Origin of the sequence: Acetobacter lovaniensis (assembly GCF_014207635.1) — a bacterium.
Taxonomy (GTDB): Bacteria; Pseudomonadota; Alphaproteobacteria; order Acetobacterales; family Acetobacteraceae; genus Acetobacter; species Acetobacter lovaniensis.
This window is the reverse complement of sequence record NZ_JACHIE010000012.1, coordinates 1-25,510: the sequence shown is the minus strand read 5'-3', so window position 1 is coordinate 25,510 and position 25,510 is coordinate 1. Positions and strand designations below refer to the sequence as shown.

The 25,510-nt window shown below is 57.5% G+C and carries 33 protein-coding genes; 1 reads left to right on the top strand and 32 read right to left on the bottom strand.

What is annotated here, in order from left to right:
- Positions 1-35: 35 nt before the first annotated feature.
- The 10 genes from HNR55_RS12250 to HNR55_RS12205 form a co-directional block, all read right to left on the bottom strand.
- The gene (locus HNR55_RS12250; protein ID WP_166115806.1) at positions 36-686 is read right to left on the bottom strand and encodes a hypothetical protein; all 651 of its coding nucleotides are present in this window, start codon (positions 684-686) and stop codon (positions 36-38) included.
- Positions 686-1,699 carry a hypothetical protein gene (locus HNR55_RS12245; RefSeq protein WP_166115804.1) on the bottom strand — a complete coding sequence of 338 codons (1,014 nt, stop codon included), beginning with the start codon at positions 1,697-1,699 and terminating at the stop codon, positions 686-688. The genes HNR55_RS12250 and HNR55_RS12245 overlap by 1 nt, the downstream gene beginning before the upstream one ends.
- A gap of 2 nt (positions 1,700-1,701) precedes the next feature.
- Positions 1,702-2,274 (bottom strand): DUF2612 domain-containing protein, encoded by a 573-nt coding sequence (locus tag HNR55_RS12240; protein ID WP_166115802.1) that lies wholly within the window; start codon positions 2,272-2,274, stop codon positions 1,702-1,704.
- A complete protein-coding gene (locus tag HNR55_RS12235) occupies positions 2,274-3,488 on the bottom strand; it encodes a baseplate J/gp47 family protein (protein WP_166115800.1) in 1,215 nt (404 codons plus the stop codon). The genes HNR55_RS12240 and HNR55_RS12235 overlap by 1 nt, the downstream gene beginning before the upstream one ends.
- Positions 3,475-3,828: a hypothetical protein gene (locus HNR55_RS12230; RefSeq protein WP_166115797.1), complete on the bottom strand. Its 354-nt coding sequence runs from the start codon at positions 3,826-3,828 to the stop codon at positions 3,475-3,477. The genes HNR55_RS12235 and HNR55_RS12230 overlap by 14 nt, the downstream gene beginning before the upstream one ends.
- 381 nt (positions 3,829-4,209) lie before the next feature.
- Positions 4,210-4,485 (bottom strand): hypothetical protein, encoded by a 276-nt coding sequence (locus HNR55_RS12225; RefSeq protein ID WP_166115795.1) that lies wholly within the window; start codon positions 4,483-4,485, stop codon positions 4,210-4,212.
- A 138-nt stretch (positions 4,486-4,623) separates the two neighbouring features.
- Positions 4,624-5,286: a Gp138 family membrane-puncturing spike protein gene (locus HNR55_RS12220; protein ID WP_264813698.1), complete on the bottom strand. Its 663-nt coding sequence runs from the start codon at positions 5,284-5,286 to the stop codon at positions 4,624-4,626.
- Entirely contained in the window at positions 5,255-6,250 is a 996-nt protein-coding gene (locus HNR55_RS12215) for a baseplate hub protein (RefSeq protein ID WP_166115793.1), read from the bottom strand. Before HNR55_RS12215 ends, HNR55_RS12220 begins: the two co-directional genes overlap by 32 nt.
- Entirely contained in the window at positions 6,243-6,551 is a 309-nt protein-coding gene (locus HNR55_RS12210; RefSeq protein ID WP_166115791.1) for a phage baseplate plug family protein, read from the bottom strand. The genes HNR55_RS12215 and HNR55_RS12210 overlap by 8 nt, the downstream gene beginning before the upstream one ends.
- Before the next feature lie 3 nt (positions 6,552-6,554).
- Positions 6,555-7,271 carry a phage baseplate protein gene (locus HNR55_RS12205; RefSeq protein WP_166115789.1) on the bottom strand — a complete coding sequence of 239 codons (717 nt, stop codon included), beginning with the start codon at positions 7,269-7,271 and terminating at the stop codon, positions 6,555-6,557.
- 589 nt (positions 7,272-7,860) lie between these two features.
- On the opposite strand from HNR55_RS12205, the gene HNR55_RS12200 reads away from it, so the two are divergent.
- A complete protein-coding gene (locus HNR55_RS12200; protein WP_166115787.1) occupies positions 7,861-8,394 on the top strand; it encodes a hypothetical protein in 534 nt (177 codons plus the stop codon).
- Between the two features lie 481 nt (positions 8,395-8,875).
- On the opposite strand, the gene HNR55_RS12195 is transcribed toward HNR55_RS12200, so the two are convergent.
- The 22 genes from HNR55_RS12195 to HNR55_RS16760 form a co-directional block, all read right to left on the bottom strand.
- On the bottom strand, positions 8,876-10,615 hold the full coding sequence (locus tag HNR55_RS12195) for a transglycosylase SLT domain-containing protein (RefSeq protein WP_166115785.1): 1,740 nt from the start codon (positions 10,613-10,615) through the stop codon (positions 8,876-8,878).
- 362 nt (positions 10,616-10,977) lie between these two features.
- The gene (locus HNR55_RS12190; RefSeq protein ID WP_166115783.1) at positions 10,978-11,325 is read right to left on the bottom strand and encodes a hypothetical protein; all 348 of its coding nucleotides are present in this window, start codon (positions 11,323-11,325) and stop codon (positions 10,978-10,980) included.
- A gap of 130 nt (positions 11,326-11,455) precedes the next feature.
- Entirely contained in the window at positions 11,456-11,935 is a 480-nt protein-coding gene (locus tag HNR55_RS12185; protein WP_166115781.1) for a phage tail assembly chaperone, read from the bottom strand.
- Between the two features lies 1 nt (position 11,936).
- Positions 11,937-12,371, bottom strand: a complete 435-nt coding sequence (locus HNR55_RS12180) for a phage tail fiber protein (RefSeq protein WP_166115779.1) — start codon at positions 12,369-12,371, stop codon at positions 11,937-11,939.
- A gap of 1 nt (position 12,372) precedes the next feature.
- Positions 12,373-13,767, bottom strand: a complete 1,395-nt coding sequence (locus tag HNR55_RS12175) for a DUF3383 family protein (protein WP_166115777.1) — start codon at positions 13,765-13,767, stop codon at positions 12,373-12,375.
- 3 nt (positions 13,768-13,770) lie between these two features.
- The gene (locus HNR55_RS12170) at positions 13,771-14,331 is read right to left on the bottom strand and encodes a phage neck terminator protein (protein WP_166115775.1); all 561 of its coding nucleotides are present in this window, start codon (positions 14,329-14,331) and stop codon (positions 13,771-13,773) included.
- A complete protein-coding gene (locus HNR55_RS12165) occupies positions 14,286-14,669 on the bottom strand; it encodes a hypothetical protein (RefSeq protein WP_166115773.1) in 384 nt (127 codons plus the stop codon). Before HNR55_RS12165 ends, HNR55_RS12170 begins: the two co-directional genes overlap by 46 nt.
- On the bottom strand, positions 14,666-15,202 hold the full coding sequence (locus HNR55_RS12160) for an HK97-gp10 family putative phage morphogenesis protein (RefSeq protein ID WP_166115771.1): 537 nt from the start codon (positions 15,200-15,202) through the stop codon (positions 14,666-14,668). Before HNR55_RS12160 ends, HNR55_RS12165 begins: the two co-directional genes overlap by 4 nt.
- Positions 15,193-15,630 carry a DUF4054 domain-containing protein gene (locus HNR55_RS12155; RefSeq protein WP_166115769.1) on the bottom strand — a complete coding sequence of 146 codons (438 nt, stop codon included), beginning with the start codon at positions 15,628-15,630 and terminating at the stop codon, positions 15,193-15,195. Before HNR55_RS12155 ends, HNR55_RS12160 begins: the two co-directional genes overlap by 10 nt.
- A complete protein-coding gene (locus HNR55_RS12150) occupies positions 15,630-16,052 on the bottom strand; it encodes a hypothetical protein (protein ID WP_166115767.1) in 423 nt (140 codons plus the stop codon). The genes HNR55_RS12155 and HNR55_RS12150 overlap by 1 nt, the downstream gene beginning before the upstream one ends.
- 6 nt (positions 16,053-16,058) lie before the next feature.
- Positions 16,059-17,111, bottom strand: a complete 1,053-nt coding sequence (locus HNR55_RS12145; protein ID WP_198911924.1) for a DUF2184 domain-containing protein — start codon at positions 17,109-17,111, stop codon at positions 16,059-16,061.
- Between the two features lie 12 nt (positions 17,112-17,123).
- Positions 17,124-18,128: a gp53 minor capsid family protein gene (locus tag HNR55_RS12140; RefSeq protein ID WP_166115765.1), complete on the bottom strand. Its 1,005-nt coding sequence runs from the start codon at positions 18,126-18,128 to the stop codon at positions 17,124-17,126.
- Positions 18,129-18,140: 12 nt separating this feature from the next.
- Positions 18,141-19,349 carry a DUF2213 domain-containing protein gene (locus tag HNR55_RS12135; protein ID WP_166115763.1) on the bottom strand — a complete coding sequence of 403 codons (1,209 nt, stop codon included), beginning with the start codon at positions 19,347-19,349 and terminating at the stop codon, positions 18,141-18,143.
- Positions 19,342-20,154, bottom strand: a complete 813-nt coding sequence (locus HNR55_RS17200) for a phage head morphogenesis protein (protein ID WP_166115759.1) — start codon at positions 20,152-20,154, stop codon at positions 19,342-19,344. Before HNR55_RS17200 ends, HNR55_RS12135 begins: the two co-directional genes overlap by 8 nt.
- Positions 20,154-21,737, bottom strand: coding sequence for a phage portal protein (locus HNR55_RS12125; RefSeq protein WP_166115757.1), 1,584 nt, complete (start codon positions 21,735-21,737; stop codon positions 20,154-20,156). Before HNR55_RS12125 ends, HNR55_RS17200 begins: the two co-directional genes overlap by 1 nt.
- Positions 21,734-23,179, bottom strand: coding sequence for a phage terminase large subunit (gene terL, locus HNR55_RS12120; RefSeq protein ID WP_166115914.1), 1,446 nt, complete (start codon positions 23,177-23,179; stop codon positions 21,734-21,736). The genes HNR55_RS12125 and terL overlap by 4 nt, the downstream gene beginning before the upstream one ends.
- Positions 23,154-23,435, bottom strand: coding sequence for a hypothetical protein (locus HNR55_RS12115; protein WP_264813700.1), 282 nt, complete (start codon positions 23,433-23,435; stop codon positions 23,154-23,156). The genes terL and HNR55_RS12115 overlap by 26 nt, the downstream gene beginning before the upstream one ends.
- Before the next feature lie 175 nt (positions 23,436-23,610).
- Positions 23,611-24,171, bottom strand: coding sequence for a hypothetical protein (locus tag HNR55_RS12110; protein WP_184382708.1), 561 nt, complete (start codon positions 24,169-24,171; stop codon positions 23,611-23,613).
- Position 24,172: 1 nt separating this feature from the next.
- Complete coding sequence (locus HNR55_RS12105; protein WP_166115755.1) at positions 24,173-24,394, bottom strand: hypothetical protein; 222 nt, start codon at positions 24,392-24,394, stop codon at positions 24,173-24,175.
- 15 nt (positions 24,395-24,409) lie between these two features.
- A complete protein-coding gene (locus HNR55_RS12100; RefSeq protein WP_166115753.1) occupies positions 24,410-24,604 on the bottom strand; it encodes a hypothetical protein in 195 nt (64 codons plus the stop codon).
- Between the two features lie 366 nt (positions 24,605-24,970).
- The gene (locus HNR55_RS12095; RefSeq protein WP_166115751.1) at positions 24,971-25,231 is read right to left on the bottom strand and encodes a hypothetical protein; all 261 of its coding nucleotides are present in this window, start codon (positions 25,229-25,231) and stop codon (positions 24,971-24,973) included.
- Between the two features lie 36 nt (positions 25,232-25,267).
- Positions 25,268-25,510, bottom strand: a 243-nt coding sequence (locus HNR55_RS16760; protein ID WP_221441737.1) for a hypothetical protein, incomplete at its 5' end; no start/stop codon positions are given.

The window sequence follows — 25,510 nt, the reverse complement described above, 5'->3', positions numbered from 1 at the left end:
AAGGGCGGCGGGTCTACGGGATGCGCTGGCTCGGCTCAGGACGCAGGGCTGCTGGCGGTCATCACGTTCGCAGGCTGGGCAGGCAGTGCCGTGCTGGTGGTATCCGTACCGCTGGCTATGGCGGCGATGGCTTTCACATACGCCTTCATATCCACTGTAAAGACCTGCCCCATGGCAGAGGCCAGATTGGCCTGCTGCTGTATCCATACCATTGCCGAGGTCGCCTGTGTTTTCAGCGGGATCACGACTGGTGGCGGAACGTAATCTGCCAGTTGTCCTGTCGCTGCGTTGTAATACTGGTTGCGCGGGTTCAGCAGGCGGTCTGCATACTGTGCCGGGGTGATGGCATACAGGTCTCCAATGGCCGGGCTGGTGGGAGCACTTAAATACCCCCACATATCAAAAACTGAGCACGGGGTGTTTTTGTCGCAGTAAAATCGGGCCGGATACTGGATTGTGGTTCCAGACACTGGAATTTTCAGACTGCCACTGTAGGACGGAACCTGCGCCAGTCCCCATTGGTCTGATGTAATGACCACCATATCTGCTGCGGCTGGTAGGGTCGGGTCGTTCGTCTGCTGGCTGGCCCAGGCATCAAAAAGCTGATCCACCACCCCTGCCGAAACTGTGGCATAATACTGATCCGGATAAGCGGCTTTGATTGTGTTTAATTCTGCATTTTCCATTAGAAATACCCCACTGCCCTGATGTGTGCGATTACCGGCACGGTTGATACATAAACGCCACCACTGTCCGTTACGCCGACCGCAATCATAAATCCGGTATTGCTGATGGATGGGGCGGTACCATTTCTTACGAATGTGTATGTGCGACTGTGCCCTACCCATGTTCCAGTCGGTTCACAATCTATCGTCAGTGTTACAACCGGCACCGTTCCAGCCCTGAATGCAGTCGGGAACGTGAAAATACCGTGCCCATACTGGTCCAGTGGTGCCCATTGCACAAAAGCCTGTTCCTTCAGGCCGGTATCCGAAAACGGCAGGTCAGCCAAATTGGCCAGAACAGGTGCCTTTGTCCCATCTCCGAATACCGCGCGTCCGTCTGAATTTTCCCATAGGTCGGTTATTCGGATATTCCCGCTGCCAGCGATAGGGATGGATTTAACGTAACGCCCCTCGGCAGAAACAGCATTAAGCGAATCCCCCCCAGTGAAACCGGGTGGGTTGGGAACAGTGGTTTTTCCAGAAAACGCTACTGGTCCGGTTACGGCCTGAGGATTAGGATTAGCAAGCTGGAGGAATTGCCCGTTTGCCCATGCCTGCGTGGCGTAGCCATTGAACAGACTCTGCCAAGCTGCTCCGGTAGCACCAGGAATGGAAACATTGGCATCTGCCGTGCTGACCCAGAAAGTGCCAGCAGTTGCCCCGGACACGATGGCCCCGGCAGGATAACCGCCAATGTCCTGCGCAAAGGTCGCATCAAACGGGCCAAGGTAGCCTGCCTGCAACACCTGTGTGGCGCTGGAAAGCAGGTTGAGCAGGCCGTTCATGTCCTGCCCACGGGGCGGCTCGCCCCCGGCAGCGCGGGAAATAAACGTCTCAGGCGGGAAGCCAAGTGCGACCGAGGCCGTGCCATCGCCCGCCGTAGCCTGTGTTTGCGGAATAACCGCAATATTCCCCGTAGCCGCAGACGCCCCAATGGGAGAGCCAAACAGCTTGCGGTCATCTGTGCTTTTCATGGTCAGTCGCTCTGAATTGAATAGGAAACTGAAACACCCGCAGGCCGGGGCAACACGCCACTGTTCTGGATGATGCTCACTTGCACGTCAGTCGGCACAAACTTGAACACATACGTCATGCTCATGTCGGCCCCATCATGCACATACGCATCGCCCTGCCCGGCAAAGAGCGTGGTCAATATCCGGTTGAGAGACAGAATTGAGCCGTCAGAAATGTTCGCCAGCGCCTTGGCGTAAATAAGCTGGCGGTATCCATCATCAGACAGACGATAATTGCTCGTGGCATCCACGCCCCGATACCAAGGGGCCTGATTGAAGCTGTCTTCCGTCAGGTCATTGGCCTCACGCCAGCCCAGATATTTGACTGAGGTAATACTGAGGATGCGAGAAACCCCAACAATGCGGCCCCATACATCCAGCCCATAGCCCTGCGCCGTTTGCACGTTCCAGACCAGATTGTACCAATCGTTTATCATGGCGGATGGGTCCAGCATCTGGTTCCACGCCTCAATAAACGAGCAGAGCGCCGGACTGTTCGCATATTGCGACAGAATGGTTTGGCTTACGTCCTGCATCAGTCCACCGATACGTTGATGTTTGCCGCCTCCAGCGTGGGAATCTGGTCAATATCCATAGGCGCCGTAAACCCGACCGGAAGACTGGACGTGCCTATGGTGATCTCAACAATCTTTACCCACGACCCAAGGGCGGCCACGGCGGAATAAAAGCTGCTGGCGTAAAGGGTCTGACCGATCTGGGAGCCTTCCATGCCATCAAATGCTGCCAGTATGGCGGCCTGCACCTCTGCCGCCGCCGTTGCCGGGACGCCACTGTTTTTCTGCAATGAGACAGCGAAAAACACAGGCGTATCCGTGGCCCGTGTGAACTGCACCGTATAGGTCGGGGGCGTGTGGTAGGCGCTATTGGGGTCGGTCACGGTCACGCTGGTTGTGCCCGTGTAGCCGCACCCGGGCGGCTTCTTGCTGATAATAGCCAGAGCCACAGCCTCGTCCGTGCCGCCGTTGACGCATACGAACAGGCTGTGCGCGGCAATGGAGACGCCTCCAGTCGTTACCGCAGCATCAGTGCTGTTGTCGGTCACGTAGGCGTCCGTCACCCCGTCAACACTCAGCACAGCCCCTGCGATGGCATTGAGGGGACCAACGGCATTACCCTCCACCGTTGCCGCACGCCGGGCCTCAAACGCCTGTCGCCCTTCCTCGGCACTCCCGGTCACGCCCGCAACGGGATTGCTCACCGAGGTCAGCCCCGTAACGGACTGGTAAACAGACACACTGTTGGCCGGGCAATAGATCACGCCCGTGGTAGTGCAGGAGAATGACCCCGTGCCCGTACCGGTCGCATCCAGCGTTATGGCCCCGTCTGCCGCGTAATAGTTGCCGCTGCCATCCTGAATGAGCGTTCCCTCTGGCACAACCGTTCCGGCCGCACCCACGCAGGTAACGCCAACAACCGTAGCTGTCGCGCCCTTGCGACTGATAAAGTAGATGTTGCCAATAGCGTCCTGCATGCGGCCAGATGCCCGGTCCGGGTCCACGCCGTTGAAGATGGCAAGCATCTGGTCATACGCATCCCCCAGAATGGCCGTGAGCGACATGGCAAGCTGGCCCTGTGGCGTGGTCAGAGCGGTATTCAGGTTGCCACCCATGGCCGCGTTCAGGTCCGCCAGAGCGCCGGTGAGCATGTCGCTCTCAGCCGGGGCCACAAACCCCGCCTCCGTAAAGGACGGCGCGGGTACTGACGTTGTGCCGTAATCAGAGCCCGACATTGCTGGTGGTTCCGTCTGTGGTGGTGAAAAGGATTGCTCCGGAAAGAACCCGGTCATAACTCAGGCTGGAGACAAGGCACCGCGCCTCGGCCACTTCCGGCACTGCTGCGGCCTCCCGCTCGGCCTGCGCCTGAAAAACGGAAAGAGACTGATTTTTACCCAGGATATTACCGAGGTAAGACAGCCCGGCATCCGTGTTGTAATAGCACTCGCCCTGAAACACCCGCACGGCGGAAGATATATCCTGCCCTATTGCATAGGCGCTGGAGGCCACGGCTATGTTTCCATCGTGGTCAAGCAGCAGGTCCCACGTGCTTCGGTCGAGCAACAGCGTGTTCATGGCTTCACCAACAAAAAAGCCGCCCCAAAGGACGGCTGACAGAATTATGAGAGAGTAAGGAAAAACTACCGTAAAAAGGTACCGGGTACAAGCGGTATCTGCGTAGCCCGCGCAACGGTAGAGGAACTATGCCAAAAACCGCGCGCGGGTACAAGAGATAGATGTTCCCCATCTGTGTACCTTTTGGGGGCGGCCGGGTACTGGCAGGGTTCTCCTTTATGGAGGATTCATAATGTCAGATTTAACCTGCCCTGATTGCGGGGCTAAAATTGTTTTGCGGCCAGACGGGAGATTTATTGTCCCCATTGATGAGCAAATTAAATGCAAGGCTCGAGACAACGACCGCTTTTTCTCATGCAAAAAAGCGATGGATACATTCACTCAGTTTCGAGAAAACTTAAGGATCGGCAAGTCCGGATGATCCGCTAGACATGCATCCAGCTCCGCACGGGTGTGGAAACGCCACCCGACCACTGCCCAGATCGCCTTTTCGTCCAACTGGTAGCAGATACAGGCATTAGGCCGCATGTAATCAAGAGCAAAGTCCGGCACCTTGCGCGGCACATCTGCCATGTTATCGAAGGGGTGAAAAGGAAACCCCTCCGATAAACTCCCGATGCAGTCTATGGGCAAGTCAAGATCAGTGTTGCTTGGCATGAGAAGCCCCTCTCGAAATATCCCGCAAGTCGCGTAATAGGCGGCCAAGGTCTTTAATGGTAACAAGTATCATCCACTGACAGGCGCAAATGGTGATAGAGGCAACGGCCAAATACCCTCCATTTGATAAAAACCCCATCACTCCGGCCCTCCTGTATTCCCGCTGCCCGTCTGCACGCCCGAGTGCTTGTGGCCCTCAAGGCTGATGCTACCCGCCTTCACGTCCCCGGTGGCTGTCACGGACCCGGCCACGTTCACATTGCAGTTAATGTCGCACTCGGCAGCATCCACCACAAACTTGCCAGCCGTCTTGACGTGCACATCGCCTCCGACCCAGCCGATGTATTCCACCGGGGCCGCATTGAGAAAGCCGCCGATGTATAGCGCATCCGCGTAATCATGCTGGCGGAAGCTGCCGGGGGCGGACGGGGCGCGGTTGGCCTTTACGCCGGATATGTCCCGACCGCACACAATGAGCGCGCCAATGTCCCCTACAGCCGGGTCGCAGATCACCGCCCTCGTGCCGCCCTGTAGGCGGAAATAGGGAATACCGTAGATAATGCCGTGCGGTACCGTGCGCCCCGCCCCGTCCTGCTGGTGCACCATAATCTGCACGTCCACCGTGCCGACCGGCTCCAGACCTGTGGCGTGGACGCCCTTTACCTGCACTAGCGTATCTGCGCCGATCATGGCGAGGATGCGGCGGATTGCGGCATTGGTGACGTTGAAGCCGGAAGCCCCATCTGGCCGCTGCCAAGAGCCGGGGAGATTACCCGAACTTGAAGTTTGTGGGGTTGTCACCGCGCGTTGCTCCTACAAAGGTTGTCCATTGTCCGTCCGGCACTTCTGATTCCAGATTGTGCTCGATGATGTACGGGGTCCAGATGCCATTGGCCGGGGATGTCTGGACTGGCACCTGCCCATTCTGGTTATCAACCCACCCAGCCGGGGCGTAATCGCTTTTGAGGCGAAGGGGGGAATTGTACCGGATATTGGGGTTGAACAGGCACTCGAACAGAACGCCCGCATCACTGTAAGCCGGGTAGCCGATAAGGCCATTCTTGGCGCTAATATCCGGCATGTCTTTTTCTGCGGATATGTCCACACTGTCTAAGGGCCATATATGCAATGATTCCAGATCTTCGTTTACATGGAAAACTACCTTTGCCGCCAAGGCAAGGCGCTCCAAAATACTTCTGGCGTCACCCCATCCATAGAAGCTGGGAAAAACAGTGTGTACGCCGTGGTTCACAAGCGTCCATCCCATTGCGTTCGCAACAACAGAAGCCACTGTCACCAGAGAGACTGCGGAAGAAAATGAGATTGTCGGAATGATTTTTGCCGCAGCCAAGCACAAATTATTTGCCTCCACTTGGAACGCCGCATTGGGTGCACCAGTAAAGTCTGTAAAGGCAGCAGTAACATAACCTGAAAATATAGTAGTCATGGGCGTTTTTTCATCGCCCCCATAAAGGGTTATCCGGTTTGCGTTCTGCCAAGTTTGCCGCGCACGAATAACAGACATTCTGTTCATTTCGCTTAATGTCATCCCCTCGATGCGCAGGGAGAGAGATGAACCCGAAGCCATACCTGCGTTTGTGATGTGAGCGCGGACCCTATGCCCCGAAAGGGTCAAGTTATCTTTGCCTCCGGGCCCAAAGCCTCCCGTAACGAGATTGAAATTCACATCCAGTTTGCGGATGTGAAGTTTTCCAGATGTCAGTTTTCCAACAACTTCAATTGGGGGATCGTTTGTTTCAGACATTCACACCCTCCTGATACATCAGAACATATCGACCGCTAAGGCCGGAGTAATCTGGGTCACTTTTCCCCTCTTGGTCAGCGAACATCATATCTCCGGGCATGCCGAAATAGGATTTCTGCACAATCCACGTTCTGTCCTGGCACAACAGTCCGGCGATAATCATTGTCCCATTCAGCCAGATATTCATGTACAGGCCGGTGGTGCGCTGCTGAATATCAAGCTGCACAGACTGGCTGGATAAAGTGACCTGAACCGATTGCTGGGCAACGGCGTTCAGGGGAATAACAACGGGATCAGCCATTTTTCACCCACTTATAGAAGCAGCTTGAGCGCTGGTTGCGGTCTCGGTCGAAACCGGACCAGAAAAAGCCTTGTCCTCGCCACTAGGCTTTACGGTTTTTGTCAGCTGGTTGGAGGAGGTCAACCGCACCTCTTGCAACCGAACATCTGCCCACAGCAGGGTTATCCCGCGCTCAACCGAACGGCGCAGGGAATACTCCACCACGTTCATGTTCGTGTAGCTCTGCTCGGGCGTGGTCACATGGTAGAGGTTCAGGTCCGCCACCAGCGCATCAAGCGCTTTGGTAAAGCTGGTACGGGCCTTCTGCTCCTTGGAGGGGCCAGCAATACCTGTAGCTGACAACAGGTTGCTAATGGCGCTCAGGTTCCCGTAACTCATGGCGGTACCATCACACAGCATTTCCACCATGATCTCGCTCGGCCGCTTGACCTTGTTGTAGGACATGAACGCGCCATCCTCTAACGGCGCGTCAGAGATCATATACCCGGCGCGAATATCCACCGCCCGCACCCGGCCAGACGTGACCACGGCCACGCCCTTACTGTCGAAAATACCCCACTGCTTGTCTGCCTGCTGGATCAGGTAGTTTTGCAGCAGCGTGTCCAGTTCGACCGAGGCCACGGCCTCCGCATCGGAAATGACCGTGGACCAGAGTTTGGGAACGCCCGCGCCCGGAATAACATTGGCTGTGACCGGCTGGGCCACCGTTTGCATGACCATGAATGGCTCCTGAATGGTGGAGGCAGCGTAGTACAGGTTGGGGGGTGGGTACAAGGAGGGCTTGACGCTGCGCTCGGGCTGTGAGAATTTTAGGTAACAATGGCTGTATTGCTCCCTTGGGGCCTTGAAAATACAATCGCCAAATCACCATATAAATTATATGACGCAGCGGAACTTCACTGCGCATTTACGCGTTTAAATTCTAAACCGTCTTGACGGGCCTCCCCAACTGCATCACTACTTCGCGCAAATTCAATGATGCAAAGCATGGAGAGTTCGGATTTCGACCGTTCAACGCCGTGCGGTTGAGAGGAAACGTGAAGGCTTTTTTTGCGAGCTTAAAGCGATTTTTTATCGTTTTAACTGCTATGCAAGGCATTTCTTGGCTTTATGGATTCGATGAGACATTCCATATTTTTGTTGGGCAAAATCGCATATCTGTGACGCTAGTATCTGCTTTCTTTATCCTTATAAACTGGATTATGTATGATAGTTGGAACGCTAATCAAAAAAAGACTATGCTAACACCCCCTGCCAGCACGCACTCCACCACTCATCATTCGCATAAAAGTGGAAAAGGAAAACACCCATGACCAACGAGTTACCTGTCGCCTTGGGCACGGTAGTCGTATTGGGTTTTCTGTACCCTATTGCGGCCCGACTCGCCGGAGAAATGGTGCAAGAGCCGAGGAAACGGCTAAGGAAAAAGGCGTGGGAGCTTCTAGAGGATACTAACCTTCCGACGATCTCGCGCATATATGTAAAAACGGCGATAAAAGATTCCGTAAGTCCTTGGACATTTCTCCCCATTATCCTTCTCTTCCCGATTTTTCTGGCAATTGCAGTTAAAGAGCGGGGGCGTGAGCATGTCTTGCCAGCATATCGCAGGAAAGAAGTGGAGCAAATTGCTAACGATTCTATTGTGAGTGCATTTGCCGCTAATCCATTTCTGGCCGCCGTATTCTTGGTTGTCTGCTGCCTATCTGCACCTCTGCTCATTTTGGTGATGCCCAATAGCGGAGAAAGGATTGAGGGCCGAGGGTGGCGCGCTCCTGCAGAGCTTTGCATAGAAGAGAAGATATCTCGCAGAGTTCTACGCCGAACCCGCACGATGCCCTGCTAAAAACTAAGCCCGCCTAGTGCGGGCTTTTTTATGTCCATCCGCCTCTCCAAATAACCCTCCCCACCTCCCCTGATCCCCGCTATCCTCCCTACCAAAATGTAATGGAGGCGGATTTGAGACGTTTACTGCTTGTGATCGCGGCCCTTGCGGTGCCGGGGGTGGGGTGGGGGCAGGACTTCACGCCCGCAGAGCAAGAGTCTATGCGGAATACAGCGGCATCTATGGGATACATGAATGCCAATCATAACGGCGATGTATCTGCCTTGCATTCATGCGCGCGCTCATTCGGAGAAAAGCACGGGTTTGCTGAGTCCAGAGAGACTCTGGCCGATGCCATGCTGGGGTGCAGCGGCGAGAGGGACAAATTTTTGTCCGACTGTCAGGCACAGTTTTCCTTGCCGATATGCAGAAATACAGCAGGCTTGCTGCTTCTCCATGGAGCGACAGTAGATAAGCCATTGCCTGCAAAGTAAGATCATAACTACGCAGCCCCAGAGTTAGAGAATGAAGCCGCTGTTCTCATTTCTACAATCTTGCGCTGCACAGCGTCCCCGGCCCGCTCCGGGCTGGGCGCGACCACTTTAATCTCCCCCACGTTAACCGTGTTGTGCGTGGTGTTCTGGCTCGCATCAGCCGCGCCTCGCGGCATACCCCGCACGGCATCCAAGGCCGCGTTCACCCCGGATATATAGTTCTGGGTCTCACGCGGGGCATGGGCCTGCCAGTCTCCGCCATACTGAGACATGCTCTTGCTCAGGTTGCCGCCGCCCCAGTTGTATTCGGCAATGCTTGCAGACAAGGAACCGCCATAGTTCGCAAAATTGTTGTGGAACCGCTTTGCGGCATAGCGTGCAGCCTGTTCAAAGTTCATGGGGTCCACGCCCGCTTCCTTGGCTACGCCGGGCATGATCTGGAAGTCACCCAGCGCCCCGGCAGAGGATGGCTTAGCATTGGCCCCGCGTGAACTCTCACGCGCCCATATGGCATCCATAAACCCAGCAGGTAGCCCGTATTGTGCGTCCAGCTTGCTCAGGAACATCTTTTTCGCGGCATTATTGGTGTCATTCTTGGAAAGGGAAGGCGATGCCCCGTTCCAGAACATATCGCCCACTGTATAGGCATCAACGGCAATGTTCAGTCCCCCAAAGGCGCGGGAGGCTATGCGGCCAATTCTGGCGGCGCGCGATGCCTTGGTTGCGGCTGGCGCTGCTTCCTTTGCGGCCTCACCGGCTCCCTTTTCTGCTGCTTTCTCTGCCTTTCCCGCAATTTTCCCGCCCTCAACCAGACGCTCGATGTTTTTCAGAGCGCGTAGGAAACGGACGCCCCCAACAATGCTGAGAACGCCAAGTATTGCGGTTCCAACGCCAGCAATGGCCGCAGAGGTGCCAATCAGCCCTTTGGTCAGGCCCGGATTGTTTTTTTCAAAGTCGGACATGGCCCCGGTAATGCTGGTCAGGGCTGGGAGCAGGTGTCCTTCCAATTCCTGCGCATACACCCGGTTCTGCTCGATCAGTTCCTTGTATTGCGCTTGCAGCTTTTCCGATGCTTCCGCGTTCTCCTGCATCCTTTTCCCGAAGGATTCATATGTGGAAAACGTGGACTTGACCGCGTTGCCTCCCTTGAGGACGAGATCAATAGACCCCTGATCCAGACCAATATCCTGCAAGAGACCAACGCGCGGAGCATTGGCTAGCTTGGTCCTATTTTCAGCAAGATTTTGGTAAAACTTGCTAATGTCATTGATCTGGCCTGTCTTGATGTCAATGCCATCACTCACCCCCAACTGGGAGAGCCTTTGCGCAAGCTGGGCGGCCTGCGCCGGGTCCGTCATGGCGCTCTGAATGTTCTGTATGGATGCCGTTGCAGCATCCCCAGAACCGCCCACAGAGTCTACCGCCTTTTGCAGCGCATATACATCTTTGGTCGTCATGTTCAGGCGGCGAGAAGTACGCTCTAGGCTGGCATTGCTGGCCACCGTATCCGACACAAACGCCTTTAGGGTTTTCCCGGCGGTCATGACGGCAAAGAACGATAGCGCGCTGTTGCGCATTTTGGTGAAGAACTCAGCAGGCTTTACGCCGCTGGCCTCAATATCCTTCCCGACCTTCTCCGCCTTGGCCTTTGTCTTGTCAAAAGCCTCTCCAGCCTCCTTCCCTCCCTTCTGCACGCCATTAGGGTCCAGCCCGAGAGTGACAACGAGGGCGTCGATTACTGTGGCCATGGGGAGGGCTTTCTCGGGAAATGTGATTGGTGGGGGCTTGGGTGTACTGGCAGGCTGGGCGGGAAGGAGAATCCCATATGTCAGTAATTATGGTCACTTACGATCTGCATAAGCCCGGCGATAAGGGGTACGATGCCCTTTACGACTATCTTCGCACTTATGAGTGCAGGCATCCTGTGGAATCAGTGTGGTTTTTGGATACGTTAAAACCAACCGAAACAATCATAGATGATATGATGAAAATACTTCCCTACCCGAGTCATGACAGATTGATCGTCATACGGCAGAAAAAGAAGGGGTGGACAGCTTACCGCGCCCCAAAGTTGTCAGCTTGGTTCAGCGATCCCAAAAGAACATGGGATCTATAGATCATCCCCATCACACGCCTTTCCTCCATGCGTCCCTGATCCGTAATCTTCCGTCAATGGAGGAGACGTAAAAGACTCAAGTGCGCGTTTAAGGGCAATCTCAAGCTTGCGGTCGAATTCGACCGCAGAGATGCCACAGACGACAGTGAGGTTGTCTGTACGTCCTGCGGGGCTCACCTCGGGCGTCTCGCTGATACAAAACGGCAATTCATTAACGATAGCCTGCCCGAAATCACGCAGGCGGCCAGCGATCAAATCAGCCAGATCCGCGATGCCCTCAGGAAGTCCTTCAGAAAATGAAAGAGTAACCGTAAGAGGGAGTGTTTTTGCTGTGTCAGACACCTTTAACCTCCATTAAACCGCTTCACAACGGCCATTTCCAGCAAGTCTTCAAAGTCCTCGCTGTCGTAAACGCTCTGGAGTTCGTGGAGGGACGCAAGCCCCTCCATAACTACCAGGGCGTGCCGTTCATCTACGTTGCAGACGCGGGCGCAGGGACGTTGCTTTCCGTCCCCAGCATGAGCGTGAGAAGGGAGAACAACTGGCCTACGCCTTTGAAAAAATCCACGTGCAGGGCAAATGCTTCCTTCTGGAGCCAGCCAACGGTGGGGATTTCCTCAATCTGGCCGCCAGCGGAAACCACGTCCCACGCAAGCAACACGCCGGGGTTGGCCGGGTCCGGCTGCATCTGCACGCACTGGAGAAGCTGATCTATCAGCGCGTCCATACGCTCCGGGTCCATGGCGGCAAAGATGCCAATGCCAGCAGCCGCCACGGCAGCAAGGCCACCTCCCTGCGCTACCCCGGCAATGTCTGACCCTGAGGACGCCGCCGCCTGCAGGCAATGCCGACCCCACCGGTCTGCCGCCACGGCGCTCATGCGGGTAATGACAAACCGCTTGCCCTTGTCCGCCCCTTCATGGGGACAGACGACTGTTACCGATTTTGTCATGTCACACCCCCGCCGGAATTACGGACTGCCAGCGGATGGCAAAGGTCCGTGTTTCCAGTACGCGCCCGGCGGCTGGCAGCACGGATGCCGCGCGCAGAAGGCCGTTGACCATGGTGTATTTGCGGCCTGTGCTGGTCAGCGTAACCTCACCCCCCAGCCGGTAAATGGAGCGCGCCGTCTGCTGCGCGGTCAGGATAGCCTCAAACACCGCGATGCTGGAGCTGGCGGGGGAGAGGGATACGGTCTGGTCAACGGGGTTCGGTACCCAGCCCGCGTTCAGGTAGCCATCAATGGACATGGCCGTTTCCGCCACCTCCAGTTCCGGGGCATCCCATGCGCGGTCTGCGGCGTAGTTCTCCAGCCGCACAGGCGCATTGAACAGCGACGTGACCGTAATCACAAAGATGCTGTTTGCTGCCGTAATATCAAGCGCCATGTTACTGCACTTCCACGCTGTTCAGGTTGATGGACTGCACGCTCTGCCCGTCCGCGTACCACAGGCGCGCAGGCGGGGTTGTGCGCGTCACACGGAAAGAGGCCGGGGCGGTGCTGATGTTGGGCTTGAGGTAATACCCGCTGTTCACCACGCTATCCGCCGCCGTGGCAACGCCTGCCGCGTTGTTGATCTGCTGGCGCTGGAGCGTGGTCAGGTTCACGCCGGTGCGGATCGCACCAAATGCCAGAGCCTCATTGATCGTGTCCTTGAGCGCCGCCTCAACCAGTGTGTCTCCCTCCGTGTTGTACGGAATGTTCCCCGTGGTCAGGAGCAGGTTCACAAGGTTGCTGGTCAGGTTGGAGTTCAGCCATATCTGGTTGATGTAGCTGTCTGCCCACAGGAACTTGCCCGATACCTGCCCCGGCCGCATGAACACGAACTGGGATGCCCCATTGGCGTAGGATCCATAAAACGAGTAGCCATTGGCAACCAGGTTGGAGGCTGTTGCCCCATCCGTTACGTCCGGCTCAACCAGCCCTGAGGCATCCGTCACGTAGGCCAGCGTCTGGCGGCCATTGGTTGTTGCGAAGGAGATCGACCCCATCCATGCCATGGCCAGTGCTCCCACCAGAGGGGACGTGCTGTACAAAGCCGTTACGCCACTGATGCTTTGGGACTGGAGCCACACACCAAAGGCAGTCTGGCTTCCGTTTTCCGTGGCGCTGGTGGCGCTGTCCACAATGGCCGCGAATACCTGACTGTTCTGCTCACCTACCCACTGCGCGGCGGCTTCCTTGGTATCCGCGTCCAGTTCCGCATCAAACGCCAGACCATTCCACCCGCCCTCGGCAGAGCGCAGGGCATCAAGCTGTGGGCCAATATTGCTTGTGGCGGCTGGCGTCAGCGTCACCGTGGGCGCCGAGGTGTAGCCAGAGCCGGGGTTGGTCACTGTAAAGCCCGTTACAGCGCCGCCCGATACTGTGGCTGTGGCCGTGGCGCCCGCTCCGCCCCCACCCGTTATGGCGACCAGCGGGGCGGTTGTGTAGCCGGTCCCGCCGTTACCAACTACCAACCCCGTGACCTCGCCGCCTGTTACCGTTGCCGTTGCGGTCGCCCCGGTCCCTGCGGAAGCAATCGCGCCCACATACAGCGTTCCCGGCGTCATGACGGCGGTTTCATAGCCCGAGAAATAGACCTGCGCCATCTGGTACAGCATGGAGGTTTCGCCAAAGGCCGTCCCCACATCAGCAGCAGACGTGAAGGACATAACCGCACCTGCTGCCAATACGCTGGACGCTGTGGTTGCGAAAAGGGCAGAAAGATTATTCAGGCCAGACCCTGCCGCCAGTACGCCGGGGGTGACTTTGACAACTTGAGAAATGGGGATATTGCCCATGACTTACTCCGTTGGTGGATAGGTCGTTACGACCTCCTCCAGTGTGAAGGGAATGGATGTTGCAAACTGCTGTGGCAGGCGGGTGGTCAGCGTCACCTGCATGGTGAGGTCCACGGTCCACAGGTCATCGTACTGGCGCTCACCAGTCTCAAACCCAAGCTGCCGGGTGGTGGATGTGGTCAGGGGCGCAATGGGCACGCCTGATGCGCGGAAGAAATCGACCGCCTGCATATCGCGCCACAGGGCTGTGACCATCTGCATCTGATTGCTGGAGGCCGGGCCGAACAGATTGACCTGCATGGTCACCTGCACCTGTTCTGTCAGGGTGCGCGTGCCCTCGCCGTCATAGGTCCAACCGTTTGTAGCTATGCGCTGGCGACCAATAATGACCATGACCGCAAAGGGGTCGCGCGGAGCGGCGTTCCTGTTCTGCTGGCCTTGGACAACGGCCATGCCTGCGGGCAGAATGGCTATCAGCCAAGCCCGCATGGCCGTGTAAATCTCGCTCTCTGTTGGGCTTATGACGTAGTAGGCATCTGCCGCGTTACCAGAACCTTCGACCATTCGCCGTTGCCCCATTCCTCCAACTGCTGCGTAACCAGCCAGTCAGAGCCGTAAAATGTGAGAATGTCGCCGCCCATCTGGAGCGGCCTGTTCAGCGCCCGTACGGCTCCGCGCACGTAAACTGAGCGCATATCGGCCTGCTGGTTGATGTTCTCGATCTGCCGCAAGTCTTGGGAACTGACAGCCTGCACCTCCATCTCCACGGAAACAGTGGTGTATTGGGGCGTCACTGAGCCATCGTCGTTGATGACGTTGCCTGTGCTGCCTTGCAGGGTGCCCGTTATGTGCGGGTTGATGGGTGCGCAGAGGTTCCCGGCTGGGGCGAATATGTCGATCATTCCGGGCCGTCCTTTATGTCGTAGGCTGTGGCATCAAGCATATCACCCGACCAGACAAGCGGCTTTCCGGGCGGCGCTGTGGCCCCATGCTTGAGGTCTCTCACCGCCTGCAAAAACTCATCCTTGGTGTAACCGCCCTTGGGGAAACGGTCCTTTAGGATGTTGGTCAGCATGGCGTTTTCGGGGGCCGTGAAAGAAACGATCTCCTCCTTCACCTGATCAGTGATCTTATCACCGACCAGAGCCAATGCCTGATCGACATTGTACCCCGTGGCCTTGAGCGCCGCCTCCATAAGCCGCCCCCAATCGCCCTTGTTGTTGGCGATGGCCGTGCGCATAAACGGGCGAGGCGGTGCCGTCTTTGTCCCGTATTCGTCCCAATAGGCCACTTGCGCCACTGGCGTTCCATCTGGATAGGTCGCGCCCTCCAGAAACCCGGAGCGCACATGGCCGCCCTTCCCAAGCTTCTCCAGCAACTGCTTAACGGCGTTATCAAACCCAACGCCGCCAACAGACTTGATCTTCACGGCCATATGCGGGGCCTTTGCGGAAAGCCGGGAACGTACCGGGCCTGCCGCAGGTAGCGGGTAGCGGCCCAGAACGATGCGCCGAATTGGGTCTGGTTAAACCACGCGGCCCGTTCCTGCTGGTTGCCCATATCGGTGCCGACAGAAACGCTGCCACGGGTTGCGGAAGCCACGCGCCCGACCAGTCCCCCGGTGCCGCCCTGAGATTGGGGCAAGTAGAGGGTAGCCAGATGCGCCACCAGAAGCCCGAGTAGAAGCGCGCGCTTTGTCGGGTCGCGCACCGGGCTGCATGGCGTGTTGCTCAGGTAGAACGTAGCCGCGTCAAAGTATGACTGGGCCAGCGTTGCATCCACATTCTGGGCAAGCGCTGGATACCGGGCCGACCACGCCGCGTAATCGAACGTGACAACACCATTCGTGGTCGAGCAGGTCATTAGTCATCCTCGCGGGCAAAGGGAGTAATGCCGGGCATCTTGTCCTTGTTCAGACCCTCAAGGCCGGTGCGTTCCTCCCGCAACTCAGAAAGGCGGGAGACGGCATCGGCTTCTTTGGGCATGGCAAAGACCAGACCCTTTTTGAGCGGCATAAACTCGGCGTTCTGCTTGGTCCATGCCTCCCAGAAATCGGCGGCCACCTCGGTACGGCCACCCATTCCCAGCATGATGTTGTCCTTCTTGTGGTAGCGCGGGTCACGCCACGCCCCCTTCAAGCGGACACTATCCTTAATGGCAGGCAGCGCACCCTGACGCGCTGGAGCCTGCAATGCACCTTCGTCGTACAGGTCCAGCACAAGGCCGGACGGCATACGACAAATAACGGTCACAGTTGCGCCGCTTCTGGAAGATGTTGCTGTCATTGGTTTTTAAATCCCCGTCATGGTCACGCAGGCCATGGGATAGAACCAGATGGTTCCCCAAGAGCCCTGAGACTTTTTCTGCCGGAAGTTGGAGGAATACCGTTCAACGGCATGGGCGCGCAGTTTTTCGGTAAACGCGGTGGTGACAGTTTCCTGTCCGTCCACAGCGTCAACAAAAAGCTGCATCATGGTTACGCTGGAGTTGCCCCCGCTCAGAGTGGTCCCGGCTTCCGGCAGGGTCTCAATCTTGAGGTTGGGCAGGTTCTTTTTGAGCAGGTCGCTCAACACCACCTGAAACTGGTTAGTGTAAAGCAGGCACTGCTGCCGCTCGGTCGGAATGACCAGCGTCATGGGCGTTTCGAGCGTCAGGTTGCCACCCATCTGCACAGTGAGTTTCTGAAACGCTTTCAGAATGTCATTGTACACAGCAATCGGGTCGGACGTATCCAGCCAGGTATTGCCGCCAGACGTGCCGGAGACGGTCAACTTGGGCAGCGGGGCAATGGCTGCGGGCAGGTTGGGGTCGTTCAGCGCGCCGTACAGTTCCAGCCCCGACATGCCAAACAGGTTAATCAGGTTCTGGTTCTTGTTCAGGACGGAAATGGAGGCTTCGTTCTTCTGGTTCACCCAGTCGATCTTGGCCGCGCCCATGCGCTCAACCTCGCGTTCGCCCCATTTGGTCCACGTCTGGTAATGGAAGCTCTGGCGCTGGGGCCAGTTGGCGTTGGCGTCCGTGTCGCCCGCCGGGCTGTAATCATCATACGCCACGGTGTAGCCGGACAGTTCGACCATGGGGAACTGCGCGGTGTCAGTCACCCAATCGCCCTTTTTGGCACTGCCGTAAATGTCCTCGGACTTGGTAGGCGTGATGATCGCCTTGATGATCTTCGGGTCCGTGTAGGTCGTGAAGATCGCGGGGATACCGCTATTCGGCGCGGTAACGGGCAGCCCGGGCGGCAGCGCGTCAGCTGCCATCTCGGAGTAATACCCGCGCACGCCGGGCATAACCACGCCCCAGTCCTGTGCAAGCCGGGTCGCGTCCTTGCGGAACATGTTCATACTCGTGGTTCCTTATGCAGCCGCAACCGGGCCGGTGATGATGATGGGCGAGCCAGCAGCGTTGCCCTGCGAGACCTTCCACGCGGTTTCGACAGAGCCCGCGATGGTCGCGCCTGCGGTGCCGGTGCTGATGCTGCCATCTGTGGTGGAGGCAAACACGGACTGCCCGATAAGGGCCGGGGTGCTGGAGTATGCGTACACGTCCCCACCTGCCGCCAACTGCGCCATGAACCCCTGAGGAAGTAGCATGGTGGCTTCTTGAAGATACCGGGTATCCAGCCCCTGCTGGTCGGCATAGACGAAACCCTGCGGCGCACCATTCGGCACGGTCTGGGCCGTAATGACCACAGTGGGGGCGGACGTGTAGCCCGTCCCTGCGCTGACCACGTTAATGGCGGTCACAACGCCAGCAGTCACAACGGCAACAGCCGTAGCCCCGGTCCCGCCACCGCCAGTGAGGGAGACAATCGGGGTTGCGGAATAATCCGTGCCCCCATCGGAAACCGCGATGGACGCAACGCCCCCGGCAGATTCTTGGCTGGCAGTGGCCGTCACGTTCAGGGTCAGGCCCGTGCCCGCACCGCTGCTGGTGGTGGCCACACCGGTTGCTGTGGGGTCGGTGGACTGAGCCGTGGCGGTCTTGATCGTAACGCCAGTAACCACGCCACTTGCGCCAATGGTCGAAACCGTGGCTGTGCCGCCGGTGAAGGTCTCAGTATCCCCTACAGCGTAACCCGTACCGCCTGCGTTCACCGCCAGTGCAGACACAGTATAAACCGTGGCAGAGGACAGAACAGCCGTGGCCGTGGCCCCAGAGCCTGCCGTGGCTGTGGGTGCTGTGTTGAGCAGCGTCACGCCGTCAGGCTGAACCCACGCAAAGCGCGCGATGGTCAGGCCGCCCGCGCCAGCCCGGAATCCGTTGGGGCCGGGGATCACGATGCGGCGGGGGTTTTCACTGGCCCAGCGACCGGGAAAGCCCGCCGTCCATGTGTAATTTACTGTGTTCTGAAAAGGCATGTGCCTGTTTCCTTACATCTTGCGGGGGGCTTTGACGCCAGACAGGACACTATCCTTGTCAGGCGCGCTGTCGGTGGCCATGACCGGGGCGGGAGCAAGCGCGCCAACCTGCGCGCTCACCAGCGCCTTGAGGCCCGCCGTGTTCACGCCGTCCAGACCCATCACACCGCAGTCTTTCAGGGCGTAGCGGAGAATGGCATCGGCACTGTCGAGGCCGTGGACTTCGCCCACCAACGGAGCAACGAGGCGCTTGGCTTCTTCTGCTTCGCCATTGCGGTTGCGTTCAGCTTTGATGGCGGCATCCACTGCCAGCTTGATTGCCGCATCCTGAGCTTCAAGGCGCTTCTTTTCCTTTTCCTCGCCCTCAAGCTCCTCATTGGCCTTGCGACCGCCAGCAGCTTCTTTGCGCTTGCGCTCTTCTTCCGCTTCGTCCTCGGCCTTTTTCTTGGCCTCGGCTTCGGCGGCTTCGTCAGCGGCCTTCTTTTCTGCTGCCGCCTTTTCGCGCGCCTCTTTTTCTTCGGGCGTTTCGTCTTCAGCCTCGGTATCATCGTCATCCATGCACTTCTTCACATCCTCTTCGGATGCGTCGAGCGCCAGACGGCCAGACTTCAGGGCGGCAGCAACCTTGGCCACCGCAGACATGGGCACACGTACGGCCATGCTCTGTTCCTTTTTGGGTGAAAGCGCACCATCGCCAATAATGGCAGTCGGCACGCGGGGGTTTTCAACAAGCGCCAGATGGTTGAAGCGGATGTTCACCATCTTGAGCGTATAGGGCTGGCCGTCTATTTCGCCAGTTTCCGGAACGGCATCGTATGCGTATCCAGCGGACACGCAGCGTTTGGAGCCATCCTGAATTGCCTTGATCGCATCGCCATCCCACACGGAAAGCTCACCAACCAGGTTGGGGGCTTCAAACCGTGCGTTACTGACTGAGCCGACCGTAATTTCTCGCGGGTGGTCCTCGGCATTGACCGGCTGGTGAATGTCGAGGATGGGCTTGCCGTTCATCGTGTCGGCAGCGGCGCGCAGAGCGTCTGCATCGCGGTAAAGCTGGTATATCTGGTCAGGGTTCAGGCCCAACGCTTCCGCGCCCGGAATTTCCCTGCCATAGTATGGGGACACCACTGCGGCGCTGAGGATGCAGCGCTCAACAAACAGGTGTCCGTCCGCGTCTATGCGCCGCACAGAGCGGTCTAGCGCGATTATTGTGTCAGTCATCATCAAACCCCGGAATAATCACCGACCAAGTGCAGCGGCAGTTGGGTTCTTCGCCGGGGTGTATCCAGCGCTCCCCGATGTAGGCACCCTTGGTCAGATCAAAGCGAAGCCGGTCTTTCCCGGCCTTCACATGGTCTGGCCTTGGATGCTTCCCGCCCGATGAGTGCACCCATATGCCCTCTTTCAGCCCCAGTTCAGTCTGCCGCGCCCGGTTGATAACGGACGTGGCCTTGTTGTTCTGATCGCGGGCAATGAAGGCTGCCCGGCGGCGGCTGATGCCGTATTGCTTCTGGAGCGCTTCACTCAGGCTGGACAGGTCACGGCCATTCTGGACCGAGAGGTTTACAGCCGTGCGAATGTCCTTGAGGTGGTCGTTCGTCATTCCCTTGATGAGATTGACGTTTTCGTTAATGGCGCTTTGCACCATGCTCTGCACATAGCGCGTAGGCTTGAACTGCACGGTGAACCCGTTGCGCTTCAATTCGGCCTGAAACGAACTCTGTGTGTAGGTCTGGGCCGACTTCACAAACCGCTCGGCCATGTCGTCGGCGGCATCATCGAACCGCTTGCGCCACTTGGCCGTAAGCTGGTCCATGACCTTTACCAGCCGGGCCAGCGGGGATGCGTCCTGCGCGATCTGTGGTTCCGCAGCCTTGTAGGCATTGGCAAGGTCGTTCAGGACTTCCTTGTGCATCCGCCGGAGCATGGCGTGCATGGCTTGGTAGTATTGCGCCTCGATCCCGGCATTAGCCCGCACAGGGGCAATGCGCTTGCCCTGCGCTGACTGACATCGGAGTTGAACCACTAACCGTCCTCGCTTTCCTCACCACGCCGAAACAGCCCCTCAAGGCCCGCGCCATCCGTTTCAGGGTCTGGCGGTTCGGGCGGTGGCCCGGCCAGACTGACGTTTCGGTAAATGCTCTGTGGGTCTGCGGCCTGCCGCTTGCGCGCTTCCTCGGGAGCGACAACCCCCGCCTGCACGTTCACCGCATCCGTGTCGGTCTTGATCTTCTCAACCTCTGCCGCCTCTTTCTCAGAAAGCTGCCACAGGTGGATGAATTCAAAATCAAGCCGCTCGTCGATCTCGCCCCAGAGGTTGATCTGGGCCAGATTGAAGATGGCGCGCACAGTCGGGCCAACATTGGCCTCCTGAAACGCCGCGATCTCATCGTAAAAGACCCTGATCTCGCCTTCGCTGCTGGCGTTCAGGCCTTGCGGCTGGATGCCGAACAGCTTGACCAGAGGGATGCCGGGGATACCAGCCATGAACTCCTGCGACTGCGCCTGCAACTCTCCAAGCCCGGAGAGTGGCGCGGTCTTTATATCGAAGTCCTCGTTTTCCTTGTCGATCACGAACGTGCCGTTGTTGCTCTGCCATACGTTCATGGCCGCAACGCGCCCCGTCACGCTGTCCGCGTCTATGTCGCCATAGCTCATGCAGGCATCGGACTGCATGTTGCCGGTCATGTCCGTTTTCAGAACCTTGGTGGCAAAGTTGCTCACCATGTCGGAAACAGACTGCCGGGTGCGCAGGAAGTTGTGCACGTAGGCTTCAAGCTGCTGCGTCAGGGATAGGCCGCCGAAGTTGAACGCGGGCTTGAGAATGTCCGGCACTTCATACGGCACCACTGTCAGCAGGCGGGTATGATGGACAAGCACGCCCTGCACCCACCAGTTGTCGGGCCGGTAGTAGTTTTCCTTGAGCGGGTTACCCGCGTTGTAGGTGTTCGGGTTGGTCCAGATGGGGTCAACATTCACCAGCCGGTCAAGTGTCCCCTTGGCCACGCCGTTGGCGCTGATCCTCAAAGGGAGGTTCTGATAGGCGGACGTGAGCGGCCTGCCCTTGATCCCAATCCAGATATGCCCCAGCCCGTACCCAAGCCCATGCATGACCTGACGGCGCACCACATCGCGCACACGCAGGCGCAGGAACTCTTTTTCAAGCTCACGGATTTTGTCGGCAACTTCCGTGTCGTCTTCGTCCTCGTCGGTATCGGTCGAACGGAACCTGATCCACTCGCGCGTGGCTTCCTTGGCAATCGTCTCCACAGGCTTGCGGAACTCGGCGCGCAGCATCATCGCGGCAAGGTCTGCATAGCCCTTGAAGTTCAGGCCATCGGCAATGAAGTTGCTGACGATGTTGTAATTCGCGCCCATGTACGAGGACAGGGCGCTATCCATGGACAGGCCGGACGTGCCGTCACCACGCACACCCTTGGGCGGCTGGTACGGCTTGAACAGCTTCTCGGCAAGCGCCTGCAAATCCTCTGGCGTCTTGACGACGAACTGCGGCATCGCGCGACGCTCCTTAGTCGCCACAACAGGCTCCACGCGCGCAGAAGCGGGCATAGGCTCCGGCTTGCGCTTGAACCAGTTGGATAGCTTCATCTTCGTCCCTGTTGGGCTATTTTATTGACAATGTCGGGAGTAAACCGAGGCATGCGCCGCTCGGGCGGGCACACGATCTCGAAAGCCCCAGACGCCGCATCTACCTGATCGTCATGCGTGCCAGCCGGGAAAGAGGCGCATTCTTCTATGAACGCCCGGTTCCACGCCGCGCGAACCATCGACACATTCCCCGCATTGACCTGAGAGGCAAACGGAGCGGCACGAGTTGCCTTGTCTCCGGTTTCCCTGACTGCGGTCACCCGGTAGCGCGCAAGAAGCCTTGCTAGATACTGAGCCTGCGCCACACCGGCCTGCCCGGGGTCCTGCGGTATGACGACATGCACGCCCCTGCCGTCCTGCTCCGCTGTGGCCTTGATTGCGGCCTCAACTTCATCAGGACCGCCGCGAAAGCGCACCATATCCAGAATGTAAAAACGACCGTCAGGAGCACGGGACATTTTAAGGCCAACTGTCCAGTCTGGGTCTCGCGTGCCCATCTGGCGCGTTGCAGCCAAATCCCACCTGCGAACAATCGTTCCGCCTACCGGGGCCTCATCAGCCACGCCAAGCATGGCCGTTTTAATCAAGACGCCCTCGCCGGGAGTAGGCTGCTGCTGGTAAAGCGCCGACCACTCACGGGGCCCGATACTGCGCTCAATATTCCTCAACTCAGAAAGCGGGAATACATCAGGCCAGAGCGCTTCCCCCAAACTGCGACCAAGCGCATCATCCGCACGGTCGGCAATGGCAGGCAGCGAAAGAACCTCCCAGCTCTCGCCAGTCCCGTTCTCCATTTCATCCAGCAAGCGCCCTGCCAAATCGTCAGGATGCCAGCGCGTGAGAACAAGAACGATTGCGCCTCCGGGCATTAGCCGGGTACGCAAAACAGAGCGGTACCAATCCCATGCAGCCTCACGGATTACGGGGCTTTCCGCGTCCTGCCGGTCTTTGATCGGGTCATCTATCAGTGCAACATGAGCGCCCTTACCAGTGAGGCCACCACCTACGCCCATGGCGGTGTAAATGCCGCCCTTGGTCGTATGCCAGTTATCCCGGGCCGAACTGTCAGCGGCAACACCAACGCCGGGAAACAGGGCCGAAAACTCAGGAGACGCAACAATGTTCCGCACATCGCGCCCGAAACCCTGCGCCAGCGTGGCCCCATAGGACGCCGTGATAATCTGTTTATCCGGGTTGCGACCAAGGAACCACGCAGGGAAACGCTTGCTGGTTAACTCGGACTTGCCGTGCCGGGGCGGCATGAACACCATAAGGCGCTTGATCTCGCCGCGCTCCACAGCGTCCAGCTTGTCGCATAGAAGTTTGTGTTGGGGGCCAACCCGATAACCCGGCATCGTGTATTGCGCGAAACTGAGGCAGCCTGCCCGGGCAGACTGTCGGGCAGAGAGTTCGGCTCTAGCCTTCTCCCTCACCCTCTCCATCATTTGCGAGCGCGGCAAGTTCCTCATCTGTCATATCTTCGACTGACCTGCGCACGGTTGCATTCATCTGAACGGCAGACAGCTTTGGGTGTATGTAGGGGGCCGCCGCTTTGGCCGCCTCGAACTGCATTTCGGTTACCGTTGTGTCGCCCGCCATGACGCGGGCCATGATCTCAAGGGGCGTTGCGTTTTCAGAAGCCAACTTTCCAGCGACACGAGAGCTTACTTTGCGCCCGACCTCTTTGAACTCGGACACGCCTCCTTTTTTTCGACCGGCTCCCGGCCTTGCTCCGCCTCGCTGTGCCATATTCAAACTTTTGATTAGTTTTTCAAACGTTGGCAGTTTTCTGCGCTATGCAGCGTGATTAAATCAAACGCCAAAAACGAAAAAATCCACCCGAAGGTGGCTCTTGCTCGCACGTATGCGATTGTTATGAATTTGATGCCATAACCGCGCGCGGGGTACAAGACTTTTCTTTTTCTTTGCGCCACTGCGATTTATAAAACTCAGCGAGTTGCTCAAGAACCAGCGCGCATTGAGTGGCAACCTTGCGCCGAGCAGAACTTTCGGCCAGCGCAGGGAAGATGGCCTTGCCAATTTTTGCAAAGCTAAGCTCGTCCACAAGCATCGCCTTCAATCTGACTTCGCCGCATACGCCCAAGGCATCCCGCACATCCCGAAGCCTGCCCGCAGCATTGGCGCGGGTCATGAGCCACGACACATCATCATGGCGCACCTCGGTATTGGAGGCGTGGTTATCAGGAAATTCAATCACCCCGCGATACGCAAAAACCCAATCACGATGCCAGCACTCGCCAGCATTGAATGCTTCCTGGGTAATTTCTTCGGAGTTGAGCAACGACTGAGCCGCTGTCAGGACTTTTGATGGCGGTCCCTTGGTAAACACCGACTTAGCCGCCCGCTCGGGCGTAGGGCCGTTATCCTCGGCAACGGGGATTTCATAGCGTGGGCGCGTCAGTGTTTTCTGCATATTAACGGCCCCCTCGCGTCACATAGTCGCCCCGGCAGTTGAAACGACCGTCCACAAAATCGCTCACCGGCTCGGAGATTGGATGCAAATCTGCTCTCACCATCCCGTTGTTTTGATGCGCAGAACGAGGCGTTCTGGAACTTGACGCTTTCCATGTCACGGTTCCATCGCCGTTATTGGGTTTCTTGACCGAAAGCAGGTCTTTCTTGAGTTTCTGGTTCATTTTTCTCCAAGCCTCTTATCGGGCCAAGGATAGAGAGAATGCAGCGCTCCTCTCTTTGGGACCAAATACACCCAGGACATTAATCCCACATGCGACCGCCGCTTTCTGCGCCTGCATCTTGCCGCGCTTTGATGCCGCAAAAAATTGCCACATCTTTCTATCGCCCGTCATCTCGCATCTGTCATTGGAAACGATGATGTATTTTTTCATATCACTTCCTTCTCGGATTGACATATCACCAAAGCCTTCTGTGCCTCAGTCAACGGCACGCCTGCCCGCAGGTTGCAAAGCGCACACGCCACATCCCAGTTCCGGGGCGGCGCGTAGATTCCGGAGTTTCCGGGGTAAAATGGCGGCTTAATCATCGTCCCGCTCTCCGCGCTCTCTCACTTTAGGCGAGAATGGACCTTTCCCACGCTTGCGGAAAAATGCACACTTTTTACGATGGCTTTTCATCCCCCAAGAGAATCACAAACCCCCGCGCATGTACAGCAAAAACGTGCGCCACCCTGCGTTTTTACGTGTCGTTATTTTGCGACAGTACCCGCTATCCACAGGGTTGTACACATGGGCAGCTTATTCAGCTCCGCCGGGAGCTGCGCCCGTGTGAAATTCCGTCAGGATCAAGCCATCACGGAAGCCCTCGATAATAGTGCCATCATCAAACTGTATTTCAACCGGAAGCCCTTTGGAAGAATTTACAGAATGTACGCACTCCCCATTTTCACCAACTTTACTTTTGAACGGAGTGTCTACATTGGGGCCAACTCTAACTTTGTCCCCCGGCGAAAGAACTGTGTCTTCGGTCAAAACGATTTCGTGATTTTTCTCAGTCATGGCGGAATCCTTTCCTCGTGGTTGTGGAGAGCCAGCCTAAGCTACTTTCGGCCCTCGTTGCCAATCACGAAACAACGGCAAAATCTCCTCATCCATCAACCCCTCCTCCGACTCATGAAGCGGGACTGGGTGCGGCGTGATCTCCGGCACTCGCACCGGGCCGCATCCCTCGTTTGTCAGGAAATCTACCAGCTCGTCGGGGTCTGGTTCGTGGCCAGTTCCCCATTCGGTCATGCGCCGCACCCTTGCATCAGGTGCGCACGAGATGCCTTTTCCCAC

Bases quoted from the DNA above. Each gene is read 5' to 3' on its own strand.
- HNR55_RS12250 (WP_166115806.1), bottom strand. From the start codon at position 686: ATGGAAAATGCAGAATTAAACACAATCAAAGCCGCTTATCCGGATCAG.
- HNR55_RS12245 (WP_166115804.1), bottom strand. From the start codon at position 1,699: ATGAAAAGCACAGATGACCGCAAGCTGTTTGGCTCTCCCATTGGGGCG.
- HNR55_RS12240 (WP_166115802.1), bottom strand. From the start codon at position 2,274: ATGCAGGACGTAAGCCAAACCATTCTGTCGCAATATGCGAACAGTCCG.
- HNR55_RS12235 (WP_166115800.1), bottom strand. From the start codon at position 3,488: ATGTCGGGCTCTGATTACGGCACAACGTCAGTACCCGCGCCGTCCTTT.
- HNR55_RS12230 (WP_166115797.1), bottom strand. From the start codon at position 3,828: ATGAACACGCTGTTGCTCGACCGAAGCACGTGGGACCTGCTGCTTGAC.
- HNR55_RS12225 (WP_166115795.1), bottom strand. From the start codon at position 4,485: ATGCCAAGCAACACTGATCTTGACTTGCCCATAGACTGCATCGGGAGT.
- HNR55_RS12215 (WP_166115793.1), bottom strand. From the start codon at position 6,250: ATGTCTGAAACAAACGATCCCCCAATTGAAGTTGTTGGAAAACTGACA.
- HNR55_RS12210 (WP_166115791.1), bottom strand. From the start codon at position 6,551: ATGGCTGATCCCGTTGTTATTCCCCTGAACGCCGTTGCCCAGCAATCG.
- HNR55_RS12205 (WP_166115789.1), bottom strand. From the start codon at position 7,271: ATGGTCATGCAAACGGTGGCCCAGCCGGTCACAGCCAATGTTATTCCG.
- HNR55_RS12200 (WP_166115787.1), top strand. From the start codon at position 7,861: ATGACCAACGAGTTACCTGTCGCCTTGGGCACGGTAGTCGTATTGGGT.
- HNR55_RS12195 (WP_166115785.1), bottom strand. From the start codon at position 10,615: ATGGCCACAGTAATCGACGCCCTCGTTGTCACTCTCGGGCTGGACCCT.
- HNR55_RS12185 (WP_166115781.1), bottom strand. From the start codon at position 11,935: ATGACAAAATCGGTAACAGTCGTCTGTCCCCATGAAGGGGCGGACAAG.
- HNR55_RS12180 (WP_166115779.1), bottom strand. From the start codon at position 12,371: ATGGCGCTTGATATTACGGCAGCAAACAGCATCTTTGTGATTACGGTC.
- HNR55_RS12175 (WP_166115777.1), bottom strand. From the start codon at position 13,767: ATGGGCAATATCCCCATTTCTCAAGTTGTCAAAGTCACCCCCGGCGTA.
- HNR55_RS12170 (WP_166115775.1), bottom strand. From the start codon at position 14,331: ATGGTCGAAGGTTCTGGTAACGCGGCAGATGCCTACTACGTCATAAGC.
- HNR55_RS12165 (WP_166115773.1), bottom strand. From the start codon at position 14,669: ATGATCGACATATTCGCCCCAGCCGGGAACCTCTGCGCACCCATCAAC.
- HNR55_RS12160 (WP_166115771.1), bottom strand. From the start codon at position 15,202: ATGGCCGTGAAGATCAAGTCTGTTGGCGGCGTTGGGTTTGATAACGCC.
- HNR55_RS12155 (WP_166115769.1), bottom strand. From the start codon at position 15,630: ATGACCTGCTCGACCACGAATGGTGTTGTCACGTTCGATTACGCGGCG.
- HNR55_RS12150 (WP_166115767.1), bottom strand. From the start codon at position 16,052: ATGACAGCAACATCTTCCAGAAGCGGCGCAACTGTGACCGTTATTTGT.
- HNR55_RS12145 (WP_198911924.1), bottom strand. From the start codon at position 17,111: ATGAACATGTTCCGCAAGGACGCGACCCGGCTTGCACAGGACTGGGGC.
- HNR55_RS12140 (WP_166115765.1), bottom strand. From the start codon at position 18,128: ATGCCTTTTCAGAACACAGTAAATTACACATGGACGGCGGGCTTTCCC.
- HNR55_RS12135 (WP_166115763.1), bottom strand. From the start codon at position 19,349: ATGACTGACACAATAATCGCGCTAGACCGCTCTGTGCGGCGCATAGAC.
- HNR55_RS12125 (WP_166115757.1), bottom strand. From the start codon at position 21,737: ATGAAGCTATCCAACTGGTTCAAGCGCAAGCCGGAGCCTATGCCCGCT.
- terL (WP_166115914.1), bottom strand. From the start codon at position 23,179: ATGGAGAGGGTGAGGGAGAAGGCTAGAGCCGAACTCTCTGCCCGACAG.
- HNR55_RS12110 (WP_184382708.1), bottom strand. From the start codon at position 24,171: ATGCAGAAAACACTGACGCGCCCACGCTATGAAATCCCCGTTGCCGAG.
- HNR55_RS12105 (WP_166115755.1), bottom strand. From the start codon at position 24,394: ATGAACCAGAAACTCAAGAAAGACCTGCTTTCGGTCAAGAAACCCAAT.
- HNR55_RS12100 (WP_166115753.1), bottom strand. From the start codon at position 24,604: ATGAAAAAATACATCATCGTTTCCAATGACAGATGCGAGATGACGGGC.
- HNR55_RS12095 (WP_166115751.1), bottom strand. From the start codon at position 25,231: ATGACTGAGAAAAATCACGAAATCGTTTTGACCGAAGACACAGTTCTT.